The following is a 17,571-nucleotide window of genomic DNA, read 5'->3' on the forward strand; positions in this document are numbered from 1 at the left end:
CCTATATAAATTTTTTTTAACATAATTTGAATGTTGAACTGTGAAGCCATAAGACCTTATTATCTTAAATATATCCCTCAAATTTATTCTTATATTTGAAAAATTGTAAAAAATTGTTATTTTCTAAGAAAGTCAAATTCTTTTTAGTTTTCAAAAAAGAAAATATTTTTAAGTTTAAATAAAAAATTATACACAGTTAAAATTTTTAACTCAAAAACCTTTAAAGATGGAGGAGAATCAAGTTGCGTAAATTTATGATTTTCATTGCAATCATTGCTGTATATCTAATACATGTTCACTATGTTGTGGCTAATGGACCCTTCATTCCATTAGGTAGATTAGCCTTTGTTAAATTAGCAAATCCAGATATGTATCCAGGACATCCACATTCTAAAGTTCTTGCAGAATATGCAAAAAAATATGGATCAAAATGTGCATTAGTTGTTCACTATTGTGGAGGTTCTAATTATCGTCATTATATGGAAGGAGATGTACTTATAATACAACTTGCTTACATTGAAAAAAATAAACCTTATACAACTACAATAAACTGGTCTGAGGTATGGAGAGAAGGTATATATGGAATACCAGATAATGAATGGGAATATAAGGCAGATGGAAAAGTATTTAAAAATTTGGATGAGGCATTATCCTATGTTGAAGAATTAGCTAAAAGAAATGGACAAAAGGGTCCAATACCTTTAGTCTACCATGGTACAGTGCGTGAAGGAAATGTAATAATTAATCAGGGCTGTGGTTTTCCTCTTTACTACTACTTGTTAAGAAAAGAATATGGACCACTAGTAGCTTATTATTATGTTATTAAAGGAATATTATTCCCTTACTTCAATTTACCATATAGAGATTTTGAAATTAGAAATGCATCTCTCCTACAATTCTACTATACAAACAACATGCTTAACTATGAGTAGCATTGGAAAGTTTCCTTATCACTTTTTTAATAGTTTCAACTGGAGCATCTGTTTTAATGCCTACGGGGCTATAATGTGTTCTTGTTGCACGGAATCCAAGCTCTCTTAGAGAATTTATAATTTTGTCTATTTTTGGGGCGCTAATTCTTAAATCACTACATATTCTATGAACATCATAATATGTGGCAGGCATTTCACATTCCTGCGAACAAACTTCAATAAATTTTAAAATTTTTTGATTGGCATAACTAACTATAGACTTCCTAATTTCTTTAACAAATTCAGGATCATAAACCTTGCCAACCCACAATGGCCCACCAACATGTAGTTTATGGCCACAGGATGGACATTCTGAAGGATGTTGGTAGCTTAGTCCAGCACGTGTTTCTCTATAAAAACAATTATTACAATGTAAAATAAAACCTATGTTTTTGTCAATACATTTATCTGTCTTTTTAGCTCCTTTTTTTACCTTTAAATATAGTCGTACATAATGTTTGGTACTATGTGAAAATTTTGGAACAATGTACTTGTCATATTTTGCTCCATTCATTGCAACAAAAGCCATAAGTATACGCACAGCATTTTCATGGCAATATTCTGTTTTTAATGGTACTGAATTGTATTTTCTAATACATGCAGTTCTATAGGTCCCACACAATGCTGATGTATCAGTTGCAGTTATACATAATAGGGAATCTCGTTTTGCAGAATAAAGTGTTGAATCAATGAAAGGTGAAGGTGTTCCAAAAGGATCTATATCTATAATATCAAATTTACCTCTGTTCTTCCTCAAAAATATATTGGCTTCTTCTTGTGAAACTTCAGCTTCAATATTATTTAAAGCTACATTTTTCTTTATAAATTTTACAGCTGTTTCATCTATATCATTTATAAAAACTTTATTTACATTTTTAACTTCTTTAAAATACCTTATACCACGTATACCACTTGCACCAAAAGTATCAGCAACAGATATTTCCTTATTGATTTCTTTTTGGAATTGTTGCAATATAATTACAGATAAGTCTCTATCAAATTTCATTGCAGGATTATAAAATACAGGAGCTTCTGACGATACTTTTTTGAATTTTGGAATTTTTATCTTTACTTTACCCTCTCTAATTGTTTCCATCCTATCACCAAAAAAGTTTTTTATTAAAAAATCGGAATAAATTAATTTTTGAAAAAGGTTTTTAATCAAATGGTAGGGGAGAATGAATGTCAAAATTTTTGCTAAGAGTAAAAGAAGGAAAAAATGAATGGTGGAGATATCTAATAACTATAATACTGACATTTGGTTCTCCAATAATTCCAGGCATGTTTCTAGGGATTGTATTTGTCTTTACACAAAATTTTCAAATTCTTAAATCTTCATTATTCCTGTTAATATTACTTGGTATAACCTATTTCACTAGTTTTATATTCTTTTGTATATCTGTTAGATATATCCATGGTAGAAAACTCATATCATTGGTAAATAGTTACAACAAAATAAGATGGAAAAGAATTTTCAAGGGAGCTATCATTTGGTTCTTAATCTTAATAATTACAGACATAATAATTTACTTTATAAACCCTGCTAATTATAAATTTAACTATAGTTCTACCTTCTTCCTTTTATTATTACTTTCTCTAATTATTTTCCCTGTGCAGGCAACTTTTGAAGAATTATTTTTTAGAGGATATTTGATGCAGGCATTAAGTTTGAAATTTAAAAAACCTTTAACTATAATTCTAATTACTTCTATAATATTTGGAATTTTACATTGGTTTAATGCATTCAAAATTTCCCAAAGTTTTTCGATTGCCATGGCTGCCACAATTTTAGGCATAATTTTGGGGATTGTAACAATATCTGATGAAGGTATAGAATTAGCTGTTGGTGTCCATATTATTAACAACATTTATGCATCTTCTTTCCACAGTTCTTATGATGTCGATATAGGAAATCTTCCATCATTGATTACAAGTCCATATGATCCAATATTTGGCATAATACATGCGATTATGATGTCTTTAATGTTTCTAGCGATAATAAAGCCAAACCTAAGTGTTTTAACATCTTCTATAAATCAAGTAAAGGAGGTAAAAAACCATGATACCTATTTCAAAACCAATGATAGGAGATGAAGAGATCAACGAAGTTATAAACGTGCTAAAGTCAGGGCAAATAGCACAGGGGCCAATGGTAGAAAAATTTGAAAAAAAATTTGCTAAATATGTTGGAACAAAATATGCTGTAGCTACAAGCTCAGGCACGACTGCATTACACTTATCTTTGTTGGCTATAGGAATAAATAAAGGCGATGAAGTTATAACAACTCCATTCACTTTCAGTGCTACTTCAAATTCAATATTATATGTGGGAGCAAAACCTGTTTTTGTTGATATAGATCTTAGAACCTATAACATAGACCCTAACAAGATTGAAGAAGCTATAACTGATAAAACTAAAGCAATAATTCCTGTACATCTTTATGGTCATCCTGCAGACATGGACCCTATATTAGAAATTGCTGAAGAATATTCATTATATGTAATCGAAGACGCTGCTCAGGCACATGGAGCTATTTACAAAGGAAGTAAAGTAGGTACTTTTGGAGATGCCGCATGCTTCAGTTTTTACCCAACTAAAAATATTACAACTGGAGAAGGAGGAATGGTAACTACAAACAATAAAAAACTGGCAGAGAAAATCAAAATACTTAGAAATCATGGAGAAGTAGAAAGATACAATCAAATAATGCTTGGGTATAATTTTAGGATGACTGATGTAGAAGCTGCAATAGGTATACATCAATTAAAAAAATTAGATAAATTTAATGAAATCAGAATTAAAAATGCAAAATATTTAACAGAACATCTGGAAAAATTGGATATAATAACTCCAGAAGAAGTTGGTAATGTTAAGCATGTTTATCATCAATATACAATAAGAGTTCCTAAGAGAGACAGATGGGTTAAATGTTTTGAAAAGGAAGGTATAAATGTTGGAATATATTATCCAAGGCCTGTTTATAAACAAGAATTTTATAGGAAAATGGGTTATAAATGTAAATGTGTAAATGCAGAAAAAGCTTCTAAAGAAGTACTTTCGTTGCCAGTGCACCCTGCTTTAACTGAGAATGATCTTGATAAAATTGTTGAAGTATCTAAGGATTGTAGCAAATTAATTTAATATATCTGATAATATTTTAATCAGCTTGTTACCAGCTTTTTTAACTTCATAAGAAATTTTAGTATCTATATTTAAATTTTTTGGTTGTATTCCAACCAATCCTATCTTATAATTTCCTTGTGATTCTAGATATTTTATTGTATAGGAAAGTGGAATGCTATGTGTAGAAGACATCTCATATTCTGCTATTTCTTTTTTATCAATGAATTCTATTTTACCAGGTTTTTTGCCCATGTTTATAGCATCTATAATAAGTATATGACTAGGATCTTCAATCTTTATTTTCCATGTAAATTTATCAGGGGCTGTTCCAGCATTTAACAAAACAACTTTTTTGTTGTTTGGTAATCTTGAAACAATGTAGGGACCTATACCATCATCTGACCTCAATTCATTTCCAATGCCTAAAATTAATGCTTTTTCATAGTCTTTAAAAAATATTTTTAATTTTTGCTTTAATTGTATTTAAACCACCACCCATTCTATAAGAAAGAAAAAGTTTTATTGTATCTCCAGCTCTTACTTCCTCATTTTCAACTGGAATAAAAATTGGTGTATTCATCATTGGTGTTGGTCCACAAATTATCTCCTCTGAAATAAGGGTAAAGGTGATTATCTTAATACCTCTCAAAATTCCACTATTTTTTATTTGCAACCTAATAGTATCTTTAAATTTTTCTTTATTTTTATTTAAAAAAAGTATTTCGTTGTATTTTTTAATTTTTCCCAAACTTTTGTATTCCATACCTTTTCTTTCATAAATTATGTGGGGAATGTTTGCATCCACAGGTTCAACACAATTTATGACTCCTAGTGGGATAACATTGCCATTTTCTTTTAGAAATGTTATAGCTTTGTTCATAACTGGAACTTGTTTTTCATCGATTAATGCAGTATCTAACATTTCACAGATAATTGTATCAGCATATTCTGGAAATTCAAACTCAAAAACATCTTTATTAATTACTTTAACATTTTTAAAATTATATAAATTCTTCTTTGCATAATTAGCTATTTTTTCATTTTTTTCTATTGCAAAAATAAATTTTGCGTGAGGCGCTGCAAAATATGAAAATATTCCACTACCTGTACCTAAATCATATACAATACCTTTTGCTAATTTCTTTATTGCTTCATAAAATGCTGACAATCTTTCAGTGTCTTTTAATAAATTATAATGATAGGGTGTAACAAAAAATTTACACTTCTTCATCTATTTCTTTTCCTGTTGAAGTACTTGTTAAGCGTACATGTTCAACGCCTTTTAATCGCATTAATTTCTCTGTTAGTTCCCTGATCTTTGCCACATCTCCTTTTGTAACAAGTACTTCAAGGCAATGTTTATCTGTCAAATGTACATGCATGCTAGCATTTATGTATTTTCTGTATTCATGTTGTACATCTGAGATTTCTTCAACAATGCCTTTATATTCTTTGTTGTAAATTACTGCAATAACACCAATTCTTTCTCCTTCCATCTCATGCATCCACTGATATCTTACTATATAATCTTTTATTGCATCTCTTATTCCTTTTGATCTAGATTGGTATCCTCTATTTCTTAATATTTCATCAAACTCTTCTAACAATTTTTTAGGTAGGGACATACTAATCCTCATCATTAATATCACCTCCCTCAATACAATAATAAGTTAATACTTATATTTAAATATTCATAATAAATTAATACTAGTTATTTTAATTAAATTAAAAAATAGAATCAAATAATTATCTGTATGAATTAAAAAATTAATAGAAGCATGAAAACCGTTAAAAAAACAGCTTGATATGTTTTATTTTTTCTTTTACATTTATCTCCAAAATTATTGTGTTATAATTAATACAATTATTAATATAATTAATATTTGTGTAATACTTAATTTTATATTTTTAATATCAGGAGAGATTAAAAGTAATAAAAGAACAACAATATTCTCTATATTCTCTTAGCTAAAAACCTTAATAACTTATAAACAGAGTCTGTAGAGGGATGAACTTCTATAAAATTGTCAAAATCCTGAACTTTACTTCCAAGCCTCAATAAATGGGAAAGGTATGCTACATAATCTCTACCAATAGGTGATACTGCATATACTCGAGATATTTCTCCAGTATTTAAATCTACAGAAACTTTACTTAACCCTGTATTTTTGTTTAAAACTTCCCAGAAGGATCCTGGACCAGCTGGTCCAGGCATTTTAGCATTTACAAGTTTTTTATTTTTATTTTCATCTATAAATGCTACATCATATTTGAGAGATATTGAGTTGGGTATATAATCATATCTCATCCTCGTTTCAATTCCAGCTGCATTTCTTGCAGCTACTATACCTTCCATCCTTGCAACAGGCGTATTTTTAGCTCTATTAGTTACAGCTCCAGCTGCATAAACATTTTTCATGCTTGTTTCCATTTTTTCATTGACTATTATATGTCCTTTAGAATCTTTTTTGACATTGACAATTTTTGAGTTAGGTGTTACGCCTGTAGCCAAAAATGTTTTACCTTCTATTTTTCCTTTGCTAGTTTCAATATATTCCTCACCTATTTTTAAGGTTTTTGTATTTTCATAAATTTTTACGTCATCTAAAAGCTTTTCAACCACATATTTTTTAATTTCAGGGTCTAAATTTTTTAAAAATTTACTCCTGCAAATCACGTTAACTTTGCATCCAAACCTAGAAAAAATATAAGCAAATTCTGATGCAGTATGTCCTCCACCCACAATATTTATAACTTCTGGGAGTTCATCAATTTCAAGGACATCTCTGTAAGTTATTGCATTTTCAACGCCATCTATTGGAGGTATATGTGGTTTTATTCCAGTTGCAACTATCAATTTATCATAACTTATTTTTTCTCCATCTACTTGTACTTTGTCTTCAATAACTTTTGCTTCGCCATATATAATTTCTACACCAGATTCTTTAGTTTCCTTCTCATTTATCTTCCTAATTGTCTTAATTGTCTTTTTTAATTTCTTCAATAGATGTTTGTATTTTATTTCACACTCAAAATCAATTATTCCATGATTTTTTAAATTTTTGGCGTTATCTATGAAACGTGCAATGTCATTTAAGCCACATACAACCATACATCCCTCATTTAGGCATGTACCACCCATATATTTTTTTTCAATCAATAAGGTTTCCTTGTTAAGCGCTGCTAACTCCATTGCTGCAAATCTTCCTGCTGGTCCTCCTCCAATTATTACATACAATTCAATCCCTCACACGATAACTTAATAAACTTTAAGTATTTCTATACTCCAATAAATAAATAAGAGGTGAGAAAGTAATGTGTATTGCGGCCCCTGCTAAAATTGTTGATATCAATAAAAATAAAAAGATGGCAACTGTTGATTTTGGCGGTGTAAAACAAAAAATAAGGATAGATCTAGTTGAAGATGAAGTAGATATTGGAACTTATGTTCTAGTACATTCAGGATATGCCATTGAAGTTATGTCTGAAAAAGCTGCCAAAGAGTCACTTGAAGTATGGGAAGAAATGATGCATCAACTTAATTCTAAAGAATAATAATTTTAATCAAATATTTTTGATTTTATTTAAAATTTCATCAAAAAATATATAATTTTAATTTTACAATTAAATATATAAAAGGTAAAAATGTAAAATTCTAAAATTCTGATACCTATCATAGCAAAAAAGTAACTTTGCTATATTTTAAATCAAAATATTAAAATTTAATAATTAAAAAAATAATGAAAAATCATTAAGTAATTTTTTGTGCCAGGTGAAAGGCAATGTTAGAAAAACATGGCATTATTGATGAATTACTAGAGGATCTAAGTGAAGAAGAAAAGAAAAATAGCTTATTAATAATAAAATGTTTGGAAAATGGCTTAACAACAGACGAGGAAATTGCAGAGAACATTGACATCAAGTTAAACAAAGTGCGAAAAATTCTTTACATGCTTTATGATAGAGGAATAGTTAGTTACAGACGTAGTAAGGATCCAAAAACACAATGGTACAGATATAGTTGGAAATTTGAGCCAGAGAAATTAGAAAGAATTATAAAAAGAAAGCATGAGAAAATTGTAAGAAGCCTTGAAAAAACATTAGAATTTGAGAAAAATAACATATTTTTTGAATGTGAGAATGGAGATTTCAGATGTACTTTTGAAGAAGCAATGGAATATAATTTCCACTGTCCAAAATGTAATTCAAAGTTAGAATATATTGACAACTCTGAAATCATCAATGAAATCGAAAGAAAAATAAATTTTTACAGGAACAACGGGTCAAATAATGTCGAAGAATAAATCTAAGATTTTTAAATTATACAAAGAAGTAAATTTACCAGAAAATGTAATTGAGCATTGTAAAGTCGTAGCTGAAAGGGCTCTTGAACTTTCAACAAGATTTAATAATGTAGATAGAGAGTTAGTATTGAGTGGTGCCCTATTACATGATATAGGTAGATCAAAAACACATGGAATTGACCATGGGATAGTAGGTGCTAAAATATTGCGAAAAAAAGGTTATCCTGAAGAGATTATTAGAATTGTTGAAAGACATATAGGTGCGGGTATACCTAAAAATGAAGCTATAAAACTTGGATTACCTCCTAAAGATTACATTCCAGAAACTCTTGAAGAAAAAATAGTTGCTCATGCAGATAATTTAGTTAATGGCAACAAAAAGGTAGATATTCATTATGTTTTAAAAAAATGGGAATCTAAATTTGGGAGAGATCATCCCGCAATAAAAAGATTAAAAAAATTACATAAAGAATTAACTGGTGAGGATGTTTAATTATTTTTTTAACCGTCTAATTTTCACAGCCACTCCATAATCAGCTTTTACCATTTCATTTCCACTTAAGACGGCTTTTCCCACACCTACAATATCTCCTTTGTAAGTTACAATCACTTCATCTCTTGGTACTATTGACTCATCTGCTTCTATAACGCCTGGAGCAAATATTTTATTTGTTTTGGGTTTGAAATCAATTTCTACCTGTTTTGTTCCCAATTCTAGCAATCTTTTTCCACCTTCTAATGTAAGATTATATAATCCAAAATTCTTAGACAAAGTACAAATATGGTTTCTATTTTCATCTAGTATGATTTTATTTCTCCTACCTCTAACTCTACAATTTTCTGGTATTAAAATCTCAGCTCCTTTTCCAAATTGATATATAGCTATAGATTTGAGTTTATGTAACAATAATTTTTTACGTGGAATTTTCTCATATTTAGACAATTCTGTTCTCAAATTATTCATCGATTCTTTAGATATAGGTGACTTATCTTCACAGGTGAATATACATTCATCTAAATACTCTTCACATACTTCTTTATATCCGCCTACAACATGTGCAATTACTTTTTTGTCTCCCACATATTTTTTTAATAATTCTCCAACAACCTTTTTCTCCTCGAAATACCATTCCCCTGTGGTTGAAACATCATAAGCACGTATAGGATATGTTTCTTCCATTTCTCTTGGACAAATTCCAAAAGGAGATGTTAATATAAGCTCTTGATAACCTTTAGTTACTCTTCTAAAAATTTGATGACTTAATGATCTCGAATATGGTTTTGTAGCACTACATGGCAATATAACTATTGGTTCATCAATTGGTTTTAATAATTCCATTCTTTTTCTCCATCTTATAGCCTCAGGCCTATAAAGTGATTCTTCTATACTACATAAAATCAAATTCAACACCTTTCATTTACTTTCCTAATAATAACTGCTGGTACATGTTTTATCGTGTTAAGCATCTTTATATCCACATCTTCTCTTCCAAAAAATTCTTCCATGTCATAAACAGTTTCAAATGTGTTGAATTTCTCTTGGATTTTTTCAGCTATTTTTGAAATTTTAATTAGTTTAGTTACAGGTAATTCTTTAGAGGAAGCTATTGGTGTAGGTCCTATCTTTTTCCCAAACCTTCCAAGTAAATAAGCTAAAAACCCTAAATTGGATTTTATGCCTCTAACAGCTATAGGTAACGATGTTATTAATTTCCCAAAAACTTTGTATGTTGCATCAGTGTCAACGATTACAACAGTGACTTTTTTATTCCATCTCTCTAAAATTTCTTTAGAAATATATTTTGCAACATTCTTTGGATTTTTTGGTAAAGGTGCTACATAAGTGTCTGGAACATTGCTTAGATCAACTCCTGCTTCAGAACTTGGTTTTAATGCATGTAACCATCCATAATGTCTTAAAATAAATTCTTTAAGGTTTCTAGCTTCTGGTGGTAGTTTCCTCAAATTTTTTATGGTTCTAGATTTTATCCTAAATATCGGACCAAGAAAATACCCCCACAAAAATTTTGACCAAATTTCGGCAAGAAATATTGCACTTAAGGAAGGTTTATACTTCAAAATATCATAAATTCTTCCTTGAGCAATTGCAATCGGAGTCTCAGAAATTACTAAAAAATCGTTGTTCTTAAGCAATGGTCCAGCACGCCTGATTATTACCTCAAAACCTTCGTTTGGCTTAATGTATCTAGTTTTCACAGGTATTGCTTCATATTTCATAAGGGTCTCCAAACCTTTAGATCAATGCTTTCTATTTTTGCTTTTCTACCTTCCATTTCTACAACTACTCCACTATGTACTTTTTGCATCATACAATGCTTTGGTATAAATCTAACGGTTTTGCCAACTTTTGGTATTTTTCCATTAACTCTTCCTATAAACCCAAGCACTAAACACAAACCAATATCTTTAAATTTAAAATTTTTATCTCCTAAACGATGTTTAGGTCCAACTATATGTACAGTGATTAAGCCATTTTCTTCTTCTAATATCTCAGCAAAATGTGTAATTGGACATCCAAGAGGTCTATACCTTATAATATCTCCTTCTTTTAATTTTACATCAGAAAATGGATATAAAATTTCTCTACAAGATTTTTCGTTTTTCAAAGGTTCTAAAACAAAATCAGCCGTATAATTATCTATTAACCCAACTATTTCTTTTTCTATTTCTGGTTTTTCCTTAACTAATTTTTTTAGTTCATGTAATTTATCTGTATCCAAAAAACGACATCTTTGAATGTCTAACCCCTGTTTGATCACTGCTTTTGCAAAATCTTCACACCTCTGAAATCCACATATCCCACAATTGTATCCTGGAAGAAGATTTACAATTTCTTCTAATTTTCTTGTTCCCATGTTTATTCTCCCTCATATCTTTGGAAACCATCGATATTACGTAATACTCCACGATGATATTTTTTTCCAATTCTTCTTTCACCAACGCAAAGTGTGCAAATAGCTAATGGAGCTGAGTATCTTAATTTTTCATTTTTTAACGATAAATCCTTTGTTTTTGTAATTTCAAATGCTAATTTTGCACATCCCTGTCCACTCAACCCATTAGCTTCAATTATTTTTGATTCTGGATTAACCTCAATTATCCTCTCTCTAAAAATCTCTCTTTCTGCCTGTGAAATTAAATCTCCTTTAGTTATCACAACAATGTCTGCAGTTGATAAAAAAGGACCTACTTTTAGTGGTGTATTTGGACCTTGAGTAGCATCTATTACACAAACTCCCAAACAATTTTGAGTATATGGAGCACACCGATGACATAAACCAGCAGTCTCAACTATTAATAAATCAGATTCATTTTCTCTTGCCCAATGAATCATTTCTTCAATATTAAAAATTGTAAAGTGATCTGGACACATGTCCATAGCAAGTCCTAGTTTTGTTGGAATATCTAACTTCTTAAAAACTTTATCATCTTCACTATGGAGACAATCCACCTTTACTACAGCAGGATTATATCCATTGTCTTTGAGAATTTTTAGAGTATGTGTTAATATTGCTGTTTTCCCAGCCCCAGGAGTCCCAGCAACTATTACTAATTTCATTTTTATCACATTGGAACATTTTCTATTTTTTTACCTAGACGCACTTTTTCTCTTAAGTCCAGGAGTAATTCATCTATTTCATTCAATTTTTGAGAGATATTTTTTTCTTCTTTAGTTGTTTTGATAATTTTCTGCATCCCACCGTTTTTCATTACAATTCTTTTATCTGTGTTTAAAACCAATGTGGGATCATGTGTTACTATAAATATTATTTTTCCATGCTTAGTTAACACATTTAAAGCTTCATGTTTTTTAATACCTGCATTTTCAATTTCATCTATTACAACGATTGGAGATTTACTTATCAATGCAATATCAGCTACCATCAGGGCTCTAGATTGACCTCCACTCAAAATTGTTAATTTATCTGTTTTTTTAATTGGTTCTCCAGTAAGTTTATTTGCAAGGTCTATAACTTCATCTACACGTTTTTCATCTACATTTCTACATTTAGCATGTAATTTCAAAAATTCCTCCACACTCATGTCAGCTAAAAAATTCATGTGCTGTGATAGATGTGCAACTAATTTTTTCTTTGGATTTACACGATACTCATAACTAGGCTTTTTATCATTCACTAAAATTTTTCTTTTTGAGAATGTATCTCTTTGTGCCAATTGTTCAATATCATAAATTAATGAGCTTTTTCCACTACCTGTTGGACCTACCACACCTACAATTTCTCCTTTTTTTACTTTAACTTTCCTAACAGGTTCTTTTTCACCAAATTTATCATATCCACCAATTATTGTCAATGAATTTATCATTCTAGCTTCACCTTCCCTATTGTATCTCCTCTAAGACCTCTCCTTATAGTTTCAACTGCAATTATGTCTTCTGGTGGAATATTACCCAGATTTACATTTGGACCAAGCCTTATAATGAAATATGTTTGTTGATCTTTTTGTGGAGCTTCCCATATCACTTTTTTAACAGGTAATTTTGAAATTAAATATTCTACTTCGCTCTTTTTCACATTTCCATTTTGATCATAAACACCTACATTTCTTCCACTTTCTCTAGCTTCAATTGTGACCATTTCTACTCCAGAATTTAGATCATGTTTTGCAATTTTCACTCTTTTTTCAGGTGTGAGTTTTTTATCAATTTCTGGATTTTTTTTACCAATTTCAGAAATTACTTTAAATCCTTCATCTATAGCATTTTCTATAATTTCAGATCTTTCATCTAAAGATAAATTTATACTTCCATCAGATATTTCAATAAATTCAAATCCTAAATCTTTTGCTTCCTCAAAATACTTATCTAATTTATTTTTTAAATATGCAACCTCAAACAATGTTCCACCAGGCATGACTTTTACATCATATGAATTGTAGATCTCTATTTTTTCTTTAATCAAATCACGATCACATAAAGTTGCAGTACACCATCCAAACTTTACAAAATCTACATATTCACTTCCAATTTCCATGAGATCTTTAACTGTCTCAGCTCCAATGCCTTTATCCAGCATTACAGTTATACCAAAATTTCTAGGCTTTTCTTGTCTTTTTGGTCTCAAAAATTCAAATGCTTTCATGCGCTCACCCCTTGAACATGAGTATTTTTTGAACATGGATACTTAAAAAATTAATTAATAAAAAATATTAACTAATTAATACAAAATTCGAAAAAATAATGAGATAATTTACCAAATATCCACAGTTTTATCCTTATTTGTAAACCTAGTTACATGTTTAAATACAGATTTTGGAGCTATGTATTTACATATTTCCACTATTTGTGGGTTACAACCTTCAATACAATATTTTAACTGTAAGTTAAGAAGTTTGTGATACCTCACAAAATTTGTAAAAATAAGAGTTGTACTTACTGCATATGTATTTGGGTATTTACCTAAATTTAATGTTATTTCTTCACCAGGACCCAAAACTAGCGAATATTCTTTGTAAAATACTTTATTTCCTTTAACACTATCAGTGTAAATACTTACATAATATGAAATCTTTACAAAGCTGTTTCCTAAATTCTTTATTGTTATATTATAGAGATAAGGTGCAAAAAAATCAGGGTCTATCATACTATACCTAAATATAGCAAATCCACTGGCACCATTCTCCAATGCAGCCCTGATATCTTGGACTAGTTCACTTGCTGGCAACTTAACAGGATTTTTATCTGATCTATATGCAAGTATTCCTGTGACAACTGGCTTTAATGAATGCTCAACAACATATCTAGTTACTTTCCCTATCCACTCAGTTGTTTCATTGTAGTTACCTTTGTAAGCCATTGGAACAATGAAGTCTAGATATCTTGACATCTTTGTGTAATCTTGGCCATATATATAGTTAGCCCACATTTCTGGCATAACTGCTGCTGAAACTAATGCATTTGGCTTTATCTTCTTCACTGATTCATATACATACTTAACTATATCTGCTATTATATCTGTACCATTCTTTGGTGCATTTCCTGGATATCTTATGTAATCTAGGTGTATTCCATCAACGTTGTATTCCTTTATATACTTAGTTGCCTTCTGAACCAGCACATCTTTGATTTCAGGGTGCTTAACTGGGTCTATCCATGTATCGTTTTGCCTTAAGCACATTATCCATGCATGGACTCTTATATTTTCATTCTTGGCCTTGTTTATGAATTCTTTTGTGGAGTTTTGAAGTGTTGGATCCTCAAAAGCCCTTTGAAATAAAAAAATATTAGTTATATCTCTACTTTTTAAATAACTAAAACTCACATTGTCCATTTCTGTAGACCAAACCCAAACACCATTTAAAGATGTAGAAGAAATATTTTGAGCATGAGCACAATCTAAATTTAAAATTAAAGCTAAGCTAATGCTAATCAATATTAAAGCCATAGGAATGTGGGAATTCACATCAGTCCCTCCAATTCTTAATATTTTTAAATCAACTTATAAATTTTTCCAATATGTTAGCTATTTTATCTATATATTTAGCTAGTGGCCCCATTTTCCTTCCGGCTTTTCTTATCAACTTTATGTCTTTTTCTTCAAAACCTTTTAAAACCATGAGGAAAATTGTATAGATTACAGGACTTATGAATACCATTAATATTAACATAAAGATTGTTTTTGGTAGGAATGACAAAATAATACCCAAAAGCAATGAAGCAATTATTATTTTTGCAAATGCAGAGAAAGGAGGTTTCACTCCAGTTACTTCAAATGTTTTAAACATTGATATTAGCATTATTATAAATGTTGCAGAACTTGTAGCTGTAGCAGCTCCAACCATTCCATAAATAGGAATTAAAAACCAGTTAAATATGAAATTCAATATCGTTCCAAAGAACAGAATATACATAGGAAGTGATGGACGTCCTACTCCCTGAATTATACTGGAAGATACAACAAAGAATGTATAAAATGTCATTCCCATAACCAATATTCTCAATGGTTCGGCTCCAGGAACATATTGGCTTCCAAAAAGCAATGAAATTACAGGTGATGCAAATACAGCTATTCCAACACATATAGGCAGCACTGTTAACATCACAATTCTATATGATTGTGTCACATAGTCTTCTAAAAGTTTTTTATTTTTTAAAGAATAAGCTTCTGAAGCTGCTGGAAGCGCTGCTGTTGCAACTGAAATGGATATTACCAAAGGTAATCTTGCAATAGGATCTGCAGCAGAATAATATCCAAGATATATCGTAGGTAAAAAGTGACCAATTAAAAATGTATCAATATCATATATAGCCATTTCAGATAAAGCTGCAAGAATAACAGGTATTGAAAAATTTAAAAGCATTTTAGCTATTTTAATTTCTTTTTTAAAATCTATTTTTGGATATGTGAAATCATCAGCTAAATATTTTTTAAATACAATTAATGATGCTATTAAAGACACTAAAAATCCTAAAGCAGTTCCAATTACAGCCCCAACAACATAAAAACCTAAAACGACCAATATTGCTGCAAAAATAATTATACCAACTTGTTCTACAAATCTTGTTACAACGATATATTCCATTTTATAAATTCCTTGAAATAAGCCTCTAAATACTCCAACAATCACGCTAAAAGGCAATATTAGAGCTACAGCTTGTAATGGAAGTATAGCGTTTGGTTTGTGAAAAAAGTTACAAGCTATCCATGGAGAAGTAAAAAATATTACTAATGAAAATATGAACGCTAAAAGTATCATTAGTTTCATTGATACATATAAAACAGCCCTTGCATCTTCTTTTTTATCCAATGCCATATATTCGGCAACATATTTAGCAATGGCTGGTGGTAGCCCCCCAGCAGCCAATATCTGGAATATTCCTTGAAAAGGCATTGTAAGTCCTAGTATACCATAACCTTCTGGCCCAAGCATCCTACTCATTAGGAATCTATAAATATATCCTCCAATGCGAAAAATAAAATTACCAATTATTATTAAAAATGTCCCTTTCACAAGCTTTGAAGTACTCATTAAACCACCTTTCTACTCTGTCAATACTACACATGCATCCTTTTCTACAAGTACCGTATGTTCTGCCTGAGAAACCCATGAATCGCTTTTTTCTTTTAAAACATGATAGGGATAAATAATTCGTGGTCTAATAAGAACTTTTAATGCATGTTTTAATCCTTTACTTCCAAGTTTTTTCTCTAACCATCTTTCTGCAAAAGGCAATGTCCTATATTCTTTTTTCACATGTCTTAAAACACGTAATGCATATGGATCTCTCACAGGCCTATCTCTCAAAAATCTAAATATATAAGTTTCTGGTTTGTCAACGACATAACCAACACCATCTGTTGCAAATGGTTCTATTGCAACCACATCTCCTTCCCTTAATTTATGAGAGTTTTGACCCTTAACATTTGGAATAGATAATCCTGAATGTAGGACCCATCTATCAATACTATGCCCTGTTAAATTACTGATGGGTTTAAATCCAAATTTATTTATTGTATTTTCAATTACTTCACCAATTTTACCTATTTCCACACCATCTCTTATTGTATTAATAGCATTTTCTAAGGCAGATTCTGCGGCTTCTATCATTTTTTTATTTTTTTCTGCCAATTCATCGTTATAATTTTTTAAATCTTCATAACCTTCCACAAGTACTGTAGTTGCAGTGTCTCCAATGAAACCATCTACATGGACGCCTATATCAATTTTGACTAAATCACCTGGCAGTATTTTCCTATCATCATTACATGGTGGACTGTAATGTGCTGTAATTTCATTTACTGATATATTACATGGGAATGCTGGTTTTGCACCCATTTTTTCTATTTCATTTTCTATAAATTCTGCCAAATCCAATATTTTCATTTCGCCTTTTACAGCTTTAATTGCTTTTTTTCTAACTTTTGATGCAATTTTGCCAGCTTTCTTGAACTTTTCCATGATAACCACTCACTTAACATGCAATTAAAAGACATTTTATCCATGCTTTTTTACAATCAAAAATTTTATTATGGATATAACTTTTCATCCAAAAAATCAATACTACTCTAGTAAATTTTGTTACTCAAAAATAAAAACCATAATTTGAAAATTATAAATTTTTTTACACTCCTTAAATTTATACATAAAATTCAAAAATTTTATTTGTCCGAAAACTTTATATATGAAAAAT

General features: G+C 30.1%; 20 protein-coding genes. 6 read left to right on the top strand and 14 right to left on the bottom strand.

What is annotated here, in order from left to right; all coding sequences use genetic code 11:
• The first annotated feature begins 242 nt into the window (after positions 1–242).
• Positions 243–932: a hypothetical protein gene (locus tag ACZ5LY_RS03900; protein WP_464576937.1), complete on the top strand. Its 690-nt coding sequence runs from the start codon at positions 243–245 to the stop codon at positions 930–932.
• Here the strand turns inward: ACZ5LY_RS03900 and ACZ5LY_RS03905 are convergent.
• Positions 919–2,067 carry a tRNA (guanine(10)-N(2))-dimethyltransferase gene (locus ACZ5LY_RS03905; RefSeq protein WP_013414118.1) on the bottom strand — a complete coding sequence of 383 codons (1,149 nt, stop codon included), beginning with the start codon at positions 2,065–2,067 and terminating at the stop codon, positions 919–921. The genes ACZ5LY_RS03900 and ACZ5LY_RS03905 overlap by 14 nt on opposite strands.
• 86 nt (positions 2,068–2,153) lie before the next feature.
• Here ACZ5LY_RS03905 and ACZ5LY_RS03910 point away from each other — a divergent pair, with 86 nt between their 5' ends.
• Together ACZ5LY_RS03910 and ACZ5LY_RS03915 are read left to right on the top strand one after the other, a co-directional pair.
• A complete protein-coding gene (locus ACZ5LY_RS03910) occupies positions 2,154–3,065 on the top strand; it encodes a CPBP family intramembrane glutamic endopeptidase (RefSeq protein WP_013414119.1) in 912 nt (303 codons plus the stop codon).
• Positions 3,031–4,113 (top strand): DegT/DnrJ/EryC1/StrS family aminotransferase, encoded by a 1,083-nt coding sequence (locus ACZ5LY_RS03915; RefSeq protein WP_013414120.1) that lies wholly within the window; start codon positions 3,031–3,033, stop codon positions 4,111–4,113. Before ACZ5LY_RS03910 ends, ACZ5LY_RS03915 begins: the two co-directional genes overlap by 35 nt.
• Here the strand turns inward: ACZ5LY_RS03915 and hycI are convergent.
• From hycI to ACZ5LY_RS03935, 4 genes are all read right to left on the bottom strand, one after another.
• Complete coding sequence (gene hycI / locus ACZ5LY_RS03920) at positions 4,105–4,503, bottom strand: hydrogenase maturation peptidase HycI (RefSeq protein WP_052293476.1); 399 nt, start codon at positions 4,501–4,503, stop codon at positions 4,105–4,107. The two genes, ACZ5LY_RS03915 and hycI, sit on opposite strands and share 9 nt — an antisense overlap.
• Before the next feature lie 40 nt (positions 4,504–4,543).
• Positions 4,544–5,326, bottom strand: coding sequence for a methyltransferase domain-containing protein (locus ACZ5LY_RS03925; RefSeq protein WP_464576940.1), 783 nt, complete (start codon positions 5,324–5,326; stop codon positions 4,544–4,546).
• The gene (gene nikR / locus ACZ5LY_RS03930) at positions 5,313–5,735 is read right to left on the bottom strand and encodes a nickel-responsive transcriptional regulator NikR (RefSeq protein ID WP_013414123.1); all 423 of its coding nucleotides are present in this window, start codon (positions 5,733–5,735) and stop codon (positions 5,313–5,315) included. The genes ACZ5LY_RS03925 and nikR overlap by 14 nt, the downstream gene beginning before the upstream one ends.
• Before the next feature lie 314 nt (positions 5,736–6,049).
• Entirely contained in the window at positions 6,050–7,333 is a 1,284-nt protein-coding gene (locus ACZ5LY_RS03935) for an FAD-dependent oxidoreductase (RefSeq protein ID WP_464576943.1), read from the bottom strand.
• Positions 7,334–7,410: 77 nt separating this feature from the next.
• On the opposite strand from ACZ5LY_RS03935, the gene ACZ5LY_RS03940 reads away from it, so the two are divergent.
• From ACZ5LY_RS03940 to ACZ5LY_RS03950, 3 genes are all read left to right on the top strand, one after another.
• The gene (locus tag ACZ5LY_RS03940) at positions 7,411–7,650 is read left to right on the top strand and encodes a HypC/HybG/HupF family hydrogenase formation chaperone (protein WP_013414125.1); all 240 of its coding nucleotides are present in this window, start codon (positions 7,411–7,413) and stop codon (positions 7,648–7,650) included.
• A 227-nt stretch (positions 7,651–7,877) separates the two neighbouring features.
• Positions 7,878–8,399, top strand: coding sequence for a transcription factor E (gene tfe / locus ACZ5LY_RS03945; RefSeq protein WP_013414126.1), 522 nt, complete (start codon positions 7,878–7,880; stop codon positions 8,397–8,399).
• Positions 8,386–8,892, top strand: a complete 507-nt coding sequence (locus tag ACZ5LY_RS03950; protein WP_013414127.1) for a TIGR00295 family protein — start codon at positions 8,386–8,388, stop codon at positions 8,890–8,892. Before tfe ends, ACZ5LY_RS03950 begins: the two co-directional genes overlap by 14 nt.
• Here ACZ5LY_RS03950 and ACZ5LY_RS03955 read toward each other — a convergent pair whose 3' ends face one another.
• The 9 genes from ACZ5LY_RS03955 to map form a co-directional block, all read right to left on the bottom strand.
• Positions 8,893–9,801 (bottom strand): DUF5591 domain-containing protein, encoded by a 909-nt coding sequence (locus tag ACZ5LY_RS03955; protein WP_013414128.1) that lies wholly within the window; start codon positions 9,799–9,801, stop codon positions 8,893–8,895.
• 2 nt (positions 9,802–9,803) lie between these two features.
• On the bottom strand, positions 9,804–10,637 hold the full coding sequence (locus ACZ5LY_RS03960; RefSeq protein ID WP_464576946.1) for a coenzyme F420-0:L-glutamate ligase: 834 nt from the start codon (positions 10,635–10,637) through the stop codon (positions 9,804–9,806).
• On the bottom strand, positions 10,634–11,275 hold the full coding sequence (locus ACZ5LY_RS03965; RefSeq protein ID WP_464576948.1) for a (Fe-S)-binding protein: 642 nt from the start codon (positions 11,273–11,275) through the stop codon (positions 10,634–10,636). The genes ACZ5LY_RS03960 and ACZ5LY_RS03965 overlap by 4 nt, the downstream gene beginning before the upstream one ends.
• A gap of 2 nt (positions 11,276–11,277) precedes the next feature.
• Entirely contained in the window at positions 11,278–11,979 is a 702-nt protein-coding gene (locus ACZ5LY_RS03970; RefSeq protein ID WP_013414131.1) for a GTP-binding protein, read from the bottom strand.
• 5 nt (positions 11,980–11,984) lie between these two features.
• Positions 11,985–12,746 carry an ATP-binding cassette domain-containing protein gene (locus tag ACZ5LY_RS03975; protein ID WP_464576951.1) on the bottom strand — a complete coding sequence of 254 codons (762 nt, stop codon included), beginning with the start codon at positions 12,744–12,746 and terminating at the stop codon, positions 11,985–11,987.
• Positions 12,743–13,522, bottom strand: coding sequence for a phosphosulfolactate synthase (gene comA / locus ACZ5LY_RS03980; RefSeq protein WP_464576953.1), 780 nt, complete (start codon positions 13,520–13,522; stop codon positions 12,743–12,745). The genes ACZ5LY_RS03975 and comA overlap by 4 nt, the downstream gene beginning before the upstream one ends.
• Positions 13,523–13,630: 108 nt before the next feature.
• Positions 13,631–14,842, bottom strand: coding sequence for a glycosyl hydrolase family 18 protein (locus ACZ5LY_RS03985; RefSeq protein ID WP_464576955.1), 1,212 nt, complete (start codon positions 14,840–14,842; stop codon positions 13,631–13,633).
• A 31-nt stretch (positions 14,843–14,873) separates the two neighbouring features.
• Positions 14,874–16,409 (bottom strand): oligosaccharide flippase family protein, encoded by a 1,536-nt coding sequence (locus ACZ5LY_RS03990; protein ID WP_464576957.1) that lies wholly within the window; start codon positions 16,407–16,409, stop codon positions 14,874–14,876.
• A 12-nt stretch (positions 16,410–16,421) separates the two neighbouring features.
• Complete coding sequence (map, locus tag ACZ5LY_RS03995) at positions 16,422–17,339, bottom strand: type II methionyl aminopeptidase (RefSeq protein ID WP_013414136.1); 918 nt, start codon at positions 17,337–17,339, stop codon at positions 16,422–16,424.
• Between the last annotated feature and the right edge of the window lie 232 nt (positions 17,340–17,571).

This window comes from Methanothermus sociabilis (genome assembly GCF_055392295.1).